The sequence below is a fragment of the Pedobacter sp. 05L430 genome, from assembly GCF_056397585.1.
The window spans coordinates 1-7,649 of record NZ_JBFTNT010000238.1 but is presented as its reverse complement, the minus strand read 5'-3'; the positions used below and the strand labels follow the sequence as shown (position 1 = coordinate 7,649).

At 37.1% G+C, this 7,649-nt stretch carries 5 protein-coding genes; all 5 read left to right on the top strand.

Annotation, left to right across the window (positions count from 1 at the left end; translation table 11 throughout):
- Positions 1–1,487: SusC/RagA family TonB-linked outer membrane protein (locus AC1DG9_RS21040; RefSeq protein WP_477635183.1), on the top strand; the 1,487-nt coding region annotated here is incomplete at its 5' end.
- A gap of 11 nt (positions 1,488–1,498) precedes the next feature.
- On the top strand, positions 1,499–3,034 hold the full coding sequence (locus tag AC1DG9_RS21035; protein ID WP_172659577.1) for a RagB/SusD family nutrient uptake outer membrane protein: 1,536 nt from the start codon (positions 1,499–1,501) through the stop codon (positions 3,032–3,034).
- 67 nt (positions 3,035–3,101) lie between these two features.
- Positions 3,102–4,505 carry a glycoside hydrolase family 30 protein gene (locus tag AC1DG9_RS21030; protein ID WP_288880982.1) on the top strand — a complete coding sequence of 468 codons (1,404 nt, stop codon included), beginning with the start codon at positions 3,102–3,104 and terminating at the stop codon, positions 4,503–4,505.
- 48 nt (positions 4,506–4,553) lie between these two features.
- The gene (locus tag AC1DG9_RS21025) at positions 4,554–6,323 is read left to right on the top strand and encodes a cellulase family glycosylhydrolase (protein WP_288880980.1); all 1,770 of its coding nucleotides are present in this window, start codon (positions 4,554–4,556) and stop codon (positions 6,321–6,323) included.
- A gap of 151 nt (positions 6,324–6,474) precedes the next feature.
- A complete protein-coding gene (locus AC1DG9_RS21020) occupies positions 6,475–7,410 on the top strand; it encodes a multiheme c-type cytochrome (protein WP_477635182.1) in 936 nt (311 codons plus the stop codon).
- Positions 7,411–7,649 lie beyond the last annotated feature (239 nt).

The following is a 7,649-nucleotide window of genomic DNA, read 5'->3' as shown; positions in this document are numbered from 1 at the left end:
CTTTAAATGTGACATTCAACAATATTATTGCAAATAACTTTGAAGAAGCAAATTTAAATTATAAACCAGTTAGTGCAGACAGAACTGCAGATGGAAACGATGGGACAGTTCATAAAGTTAACTCTTTATTTTCTCGTATATCTTATAATTATGACGAAAAATACCTCTTTACCGGTATTATCAGAAGAGATGGTTCATCGCGTTTTGGTGATAACAATAAGTTCGGATACTTCCCTTCATTTTCATTAGGATGGGTGCCTACTAAAGAGAATTTCTGGAAGGAAAATAACGTTATAAATTTCTTTAAAATCCGTGGGGGTTACGGTGTAACAGGTAATGATCAAATTTCCAATTTTGCTTACAATGCCCTGGTTTCAAGTGGACGGAACTATACTTTTGGAACTACAGATGTCAGCTCAATAGGATGGAGCCCGGCAGCCCCTTCTAATCCGGATTTGAAATGGGAAGAAACCCGCCAGACAACATTAGGTTTTGATGCCACTATATTCACCAACTTTACTTTGGCCTTTGACGTTTATAAAAAGAAAACAGTTGGAGTACTTCAGTATCCAACACCCCCAAGCTATCTAGGTGTAGCTGGAGCCCCAGCCCAAAACATTGGAGATATGGAAAATAAGGGTTTGGAACTTGAACTTGGATATCGTAAAACATTCGGAGAATTTAACCTTGGCGTAAATGGAAATGTTTCCTTCTTAAAAAACAAAGTAACTAAACTTGCCACAGGTAAATTATTTATTGAAGATGAAGCCCAAAGCTTTCAGGGTATGGGCAATATTACCCGAACAGGAATAGGGCACTCTTTCAATGAATTCTATGGTTACGAAACACTTGGCATTTTTCAAAATCAAGCGGAAATTGATAGTTATGTYGGACCAGGGGGAACTAAGCTGCAGCCTAATGCAAAACCCGGAGATGTTAAGTTCGCGAATTTAAATGGCGATAATCAGATTGAGGCAGCAGATAGGACATATCTGGGAAGCCCGATTCCAAAATATACTTATGGCCTAACAATAAATATGGCCTATAAGAACTTTGATTTTGTAGTGTTTGGAAGTGGAGCAGGTGGCAATATGATATTTCAAGGCTTACGTCGTTTAGATGTAACATTTGCTAACTGGCAAACTGACATCCTAAATCGTTGGACGCCTACAAATCCTTCGACTACCATACCAAGAGTTGTTGAAAAGGACGACAACAAAAACAACACTAATTTCACAAGAAGATATCTTGAAAAAGGAGATTATTTCAGATTAAAAACATTACAGCTTGGATATAACATTCCTAAAAATGTAATTCAAAAAATTGGTGCGCAAAAAGTACGTGTTTATGTAATGAGTGAAAACCTTTTTACCATAACTAAGTACACAGGGTATGATCCTGAAATTGGAGGAACTGTATTTGGAGTTGATAAAGGAATCTATCCGCAGGCACGTTCGTTTATGGTTGGATTAAATGTTGGATTTTAATAAACATCAAAATGAAAAATAAATTAACATATATAGCTGCTCTTTTTATTGGAGCGCAATTCATGGGATCATGTAAAAAGGATCTGGATGTAAATCCCAGAGAAAGAATACTTGAATCTAATTATTATAAAACTCCTGAACAGGCTTTTAGTAGTTTGATCTCGGTGTATGATCAATTTGGAAACCAGTCTGGTGGCTATTTAACCAAGCTAAATATTTTTTCTTCCGGGTCTGATGATCACTACGCTGGAGGTGATTCCCCATCTGATCTTGGTGATCTGCAGGCAATGAATAACTATACAGTAAGTTCATTATCCGGAGCACCAAGTTATCTGTGGGGTAAAGGCTTTACCGGGGTTTATAGGGCCAATATATTTTTACAAAAGGTAGAGGAGATTCAAATGGATGCCAGTACCAAAAACAGATATATTGCAGAAGCAAAAGCTTTAAGAGCTATCTTTTATTTCGACCTGGTTCGGATATTTAAGAACATACCCCTTATTTTAAAACCCGTTGAAACGAGTGATTGGTATAATGTCCTACAGGTTCCTCCTGCTGATGTATACAAACAAATTGAATTGGATTTAAAAGAAGCTATCCCCAATCTTCCGTTAACGGTTCCAAGAAACACTGAAGGTGGAAGGTTAACCCAGGGAGCGGCTCATGCAGTACTCGGTAAGGTATACCTTTGGCAGGAAAAATTTGCTGATGCCGCTACTGAATTTGCAGATGTAAACGGTCCTTCGCCCGGTACTACGCCTAGTAAATATGGTTATGTGCTAATGAGCAAGTTTGAGGACTTGTATAAACTCGCTAATAAATTCAATTCCGAATCCATTCTTGAGATTTCCTATAACAGCACTTCAAATATGGGCTGGGGTAATGTTGGTAGTGGCGAAGGTAATGTAGCTGGGATTATGTCGGGCCCTCGGAACTACAATATTCTAATTCCTGACAAAGCTCCGGATTATGTTTCCGGATGGAGTGTTATGCCATTTACTAAAGAGTTCTTTGCACTCATTCACTTCGATCCTCGTAATAAACCAACAGTTGCAAATTTAGATAGTCTTGAAAAGGCCGGTATTGTAACTTATAAACACGCCAACGATAATACTGGTTATTTTGTTGAAAAGTATGCTGGCAGAGTATCCACCAAAGCCAATAGCGGACAGCTTGAACTTAACTTCCCTTATAATCTTTATGAAATACGTTTGGCCGACACTTACTTAATGGAAGCTGAAGCTGTATTGAAAAGTGGAGGAGCTGTTGGAGCAGGAAGCAGAGCTTATGCTGCTTTAAATGCAGTAAGAGCCAGAGTTGGATTGAAACCAGTGGACGTTACCATGGATAATATAATAAAAGAAAGACGTATTGAACTAGCAGCTGAAGGACAGCGCTGGTTTGATCTTGTGCGTTGGGGACTTGCACCTGCTAAACTGGCCTTTAAAGGTTTTGTGGCCGGAAAAAATGAAACATTACCTATTCCAAATGGTGAACTAAATAATACAAAGATAGTTCAGAGTAAAGAGTGGGGTGGTACTAAATAATGCGCTAAGAGGTGGATAAGACATCCACCTCTTATTTCTGTTTTCTAATATACATCACTTAATAATTATGAGATCAAAAAAGCTCAGTTCAATTCTAGGGCTGGTTATTACATTTGTTTCATTTGTCGCAAATGCTCAAAATGATGTGAGCCTATGGCTTACAAAAGCAGATAAATCAGTTCTATTTACCAAACAGAAAAGAATATTGAAATTTGCGGGCATAAAAAATAACAATCCAACCATTGTAGTTGATGAGAAAGAGTCTTTCCAATCAATTGATGGTTTTGGCTATGCGTTAACTGGAGGAAGCGCCCAACATCTCATTAAAATGAGCCCTAAAGCAAGGGCAGCTTTGTTAAAGGAATTATTTGCTACTGATGGTAATAATATTGGGGTTAGCTATATACGACTGACCATCGGTGCCTCAGATCTAAATGAGAAAGTATTTTCATATAATGATTTAGCTGAGGGAGAAACAGATTTGGAGCAAACCAAATTTGAATTGGGTCCCGATCGAATAGATGTAATTCCTGTAATGAAAGAAATACTTTCTATCAATCCAAATATCAAAATAATGGGGTCGCCCTGGTCGCCACCGCTATGGATGAAAACATCTTATGATGCAAGAGGGGGGATGTTAAAACCTGAATTTTATGAAGCTTATGCAAAATACTTTGTCAGGTATATTCAGGATATGGGTAAAGAAGGAATTCATATAGATGCTGTTACTATTCAAAATGAACCACTTCATCCTGGCAATAACCCAAGCCTGCTGATGGTGGCACCTGACCAGGCAATCTTTATTAAGAATAACCTTGGACCCGCTTTCCAGAAAGCCGGTTTAAAGACAAAGATTATTATATATGACCATAATGCGGATCGTCCTGATTATCCAATTACGATTCTAAATGATCCTGATGCCAGGAAATACATTGATGGGTCTGCTTTTCATCTTTACGGCGGAGAAATTGAGGCATTAACAGATGTGCACAATGCCTATCCTGACAAGAATATTTATTTTACAGAACAAATGGTTATTGAAGATCCAAACGAAAATAGGATCAACATTTTATCACCAATTAAAAGACTCATTATAGGAGCTACCAGAAACTGGAGCAGAAATGTTTTAGAATGGAATTTAGCAGCAGATCCTGAAAATAAACCTTTTACGGATAGAGGAGGATGCCCGATGTGCCAGGGCGCAGTTACGATAGATGAAGATAAAGTGACAAGGAACCTAGCCTATTATTCGATAGCGCATGCATCTAAATTTGTTCGCCCTGGTTCTCTGCGAATTGCTTCCAGCGAGCCCAAAGAGCTTTCTAATGTTGCATTTAAAACTCCTGACGGAAAAAAAGTACTAATAATTGCCAATAGTGGAAAGAATGCACAAACATTTAATATTAGCTTTAATGGTAAATTACTAAGCGATACGATTGGCAATGGTGATGTTGCAACCTATATCTGGTAATATATCCTCAAAATAACTTTAACACACAATTTAACTTATACTCTTTTTATGTTTCAAAAATTAACATTAGTCAGGCTATTTTTTATAATAGCGGTATCTGTTTTGTATTCCACGTCTGGCTTGGCACAGGGCTTTTTAAGGGCAGATGGAAAGAAGATTGTAAATGAAAAGGGCGAGAATGTATTATTAAGAGGAGTTGGTCTTGGGGGATGGATGCTCCAGGAGGGTTACATGTTAAAAATAAATAAAGAAGGTCAGCAATATCGTATTCGGGAAAGAATTGAAGAGTTAATGGGGGCGAAACAAACCCAGGAATTTTATGATCTGTGGCTTGCCAATCATACCAGAAAGATTGATGTAGATTCAATGAAAGCATGGGGCTTTAACTCAATCAGGTTACCAATGCATTATAACCTTTATACATTACCTATTGAAAAAGAATCTGTGAAGGGACAAAATACCTGGCTAGACAAGGGATTTGCGATGACAGACTCTTTACTTTCATGGTGCAAGGCAAATCAGATGTATTTAATTTTGGATCTTCATGCAGCACCTGGTGGACAGGGAAATGATTTAAATATTTCAGATCGAGACCCTTCAAAACCGTCACTATGGGATAGTCCTGCTAATCAGGAAAAAACGATAGCTTTATGGAGGAAGTTAGCAGAGCGATATGTCAATGAACCCTGGATTGGAGCATATGATATCATAAACGAACCTAACTGGGGATTTGAGGACCTTGCAAAAGACAAGAATGGAATAAATGAAAAAAAGAATGAGCCATTAAAGAAATTAATGGTTGATATCACAAAAGCAATAAGAGAGGTTGATAAAAAACACATTATTATAATTGAAGGTAATGGCTGGGGAAATAATTATAATGGCATTCTTCCTCCTTGGGACAATAATATGGTTCTAAGCTTTCATAAATACTGGAGCTATAATGATCAGGCATCGGCGGAAAATATGATCAAGACAAGAGATCAGTATAATATTCCTGTTTGGTTAGGTGAGACAGGAGAGAATTCAAATGTTTGGTTTACCGAGGCCATTCGCTTATTTGAAACTAATAATATTGGTTGGGCATGGTGGCCGCTAAAGAAAGTTGGGGCCAACAATCCAATGGAAATAAAATCTAACCTGAACTATAATGATGTYGTAAGTTATATAAATGGAAATGGAAATAAACCTAAAGAAAGTAATGTTTATAGTGGTTTAATGGAGCTTGCTACTTACGCAAGACTTGAAAATACAATTATCCATTATGATGTAATTGACGCAATGATCCGTCAGCCTTTTTCTGCAGAAACCAAGCCATTTAAAAAGCATATTATTGGAAAAACTACTACTGTGAATGCAGTTGATTACGATTTGGGCAGAAACGGCGCTGCCTATTTTGATAAAGATACGGCAGACTATCACGTCTCTACCGGAAAATATACTGCAGGAAACAAAGGAAGAATTTATAGAAATGATGGGGTGGATATTGCAAAAGACAGTGCCAAATATGAATCTTATTACGTTAATAATATTGAATCAGGAGAGTGGCTTCAGTATACTGTTGATCTAGAAAAAAAAGGAATATATACTATTAAATTAAATGTCGCTTCAGATAATACGAAGGGAAGGATTTCTTTAGCTTCTGACGGAGCCTTAATCGCAAAAGAAATCACGGTATCCAACACAGGCGGATTAACAACTTTTAAAACAATAGAAATAAAGAATATTCCACTCAAAGCAGGGAAACAAAGTATAAAGGTTTTGGCAGATACAGGTTATTTTAATTTTAATTACCTTCAATTTATTAGACAAATGTAATTGCAAATTAAATTATGAAGCGTAAAGGACGTTTACTCCTTGTGTTCAGTACTATAGCTATTTTGGTGATTCTATTCTCCCAATGTATGGATACCTCCAAAAATATGAAAGCAACAGAAACATCCATTGCAGGTGCAAAAACATGTGTCCAATGTCTTATGAGTATGATAAAAACTTAAAAGTTGCCATAGAAAAAAGAGATAGTGGTACCTATCAGGTTGTTTATTTTAATGGAAAAGAAGATCTGGCTAAAAGATTTGATATTGCTATTGGGGCAGGTAAAAATGCTTATACCTATGCCTCATGGAGAGGGAATATATTAAGACAACTTCCACTCTCTTTTTTTAATCAAATAAATGGATGGGCTAACAGTCCGGGTCTGCGAACAAGCAACCCGGATTTTGGAAGGATAATAGACTCACGATGCTTAGAATGTCATAGCTCCTTTATAGAAAGTAACAAGGCAAATAATGGCAGTTTAATTGTTTCGCACGAAATGTTGAAATCTTCTCTTGTTTATGGAATTGATTGTGAGCGCTGCCATGGGCCAGCAGGTAAACATGTTGAATTCCATTTAAAAAATCCTGATGAGAAGGAAGCTAAATTTATGGTGCTTTATAAAACACTTACAAGGAAACAAAGAGTTGATGCATGTGGCATTTGTCATTCCGGTAATGATGCAGAGTTACTGAAATCTACATTTTCTTTTAAGCCAGGAGAAGATATTAAACAATATTACGCGCATGTTTCATCGGCTCAGGAATCCCAACTCGATGTTCACGGCCAGCAAAACCAGATGCTTGAGGGGAGTAAATGTTTTACTAAAAGTAATTCGCTCGAATGTTCAACGTGCCATAGCCCGCATGATCAGAACAAAGGAAGCTTAACATTGTATTCAAAAAAATGTATAAGTTGTCATGCTACCATAAAGCATACACAAAAAACATTGGAAAACGCTATGGTAAAAACCAATTGTATTGATTGCCATATGCCTTTAAAACCTTCCAAGGCAATTAGCTTCCAACAGGCCGGCATGTCAGACGTAAGTCCGTATATGCTCAGGTCACACCGTATAGCAATATATTAAGTGTAAAAATTTTGTGTCACTGTTTGAATTATATTGTTAAATTTGTTTTAAGCAGACATTAAATTCATGGATTACAGGCTCTTATCTGATGACGAATTAATTGTTCTTTTCAAAGGAAGTTGCCAGCATGCGTTTAAGGAGATGTATTTGCGGTACTGGCAAAAGGTATATCAGGTTGCCTATAAGAAAGTACACMATAAAGAGCTTGCCGAAGAGTTAACCCAAAATCTCTTTGTGGA

Coding starts and splice junctions, on each gene's coding strand:
- AC1DG9_RS21035 (WP_172659577.1), top strand. CDS start 1,499: ATGAAAAATAAATTAACATATATAGCTGCTCTTTTTATTGGAGCGCAA.
- AC1DG9_RS21030 (WP_288880982.1), top strand. CDS start 3,102: ATGAGATCAAAAAAGCTCAGTTCAATTCTAGGGCTGGTTATTACATTT.
- AC1DG9_RS21020 (WP_477635182.1), top strand. CDS start 6,475: ATGTCTTATGAGTATGATAAAAACTTAAAAGTTGCCATAGAAAAAAGA.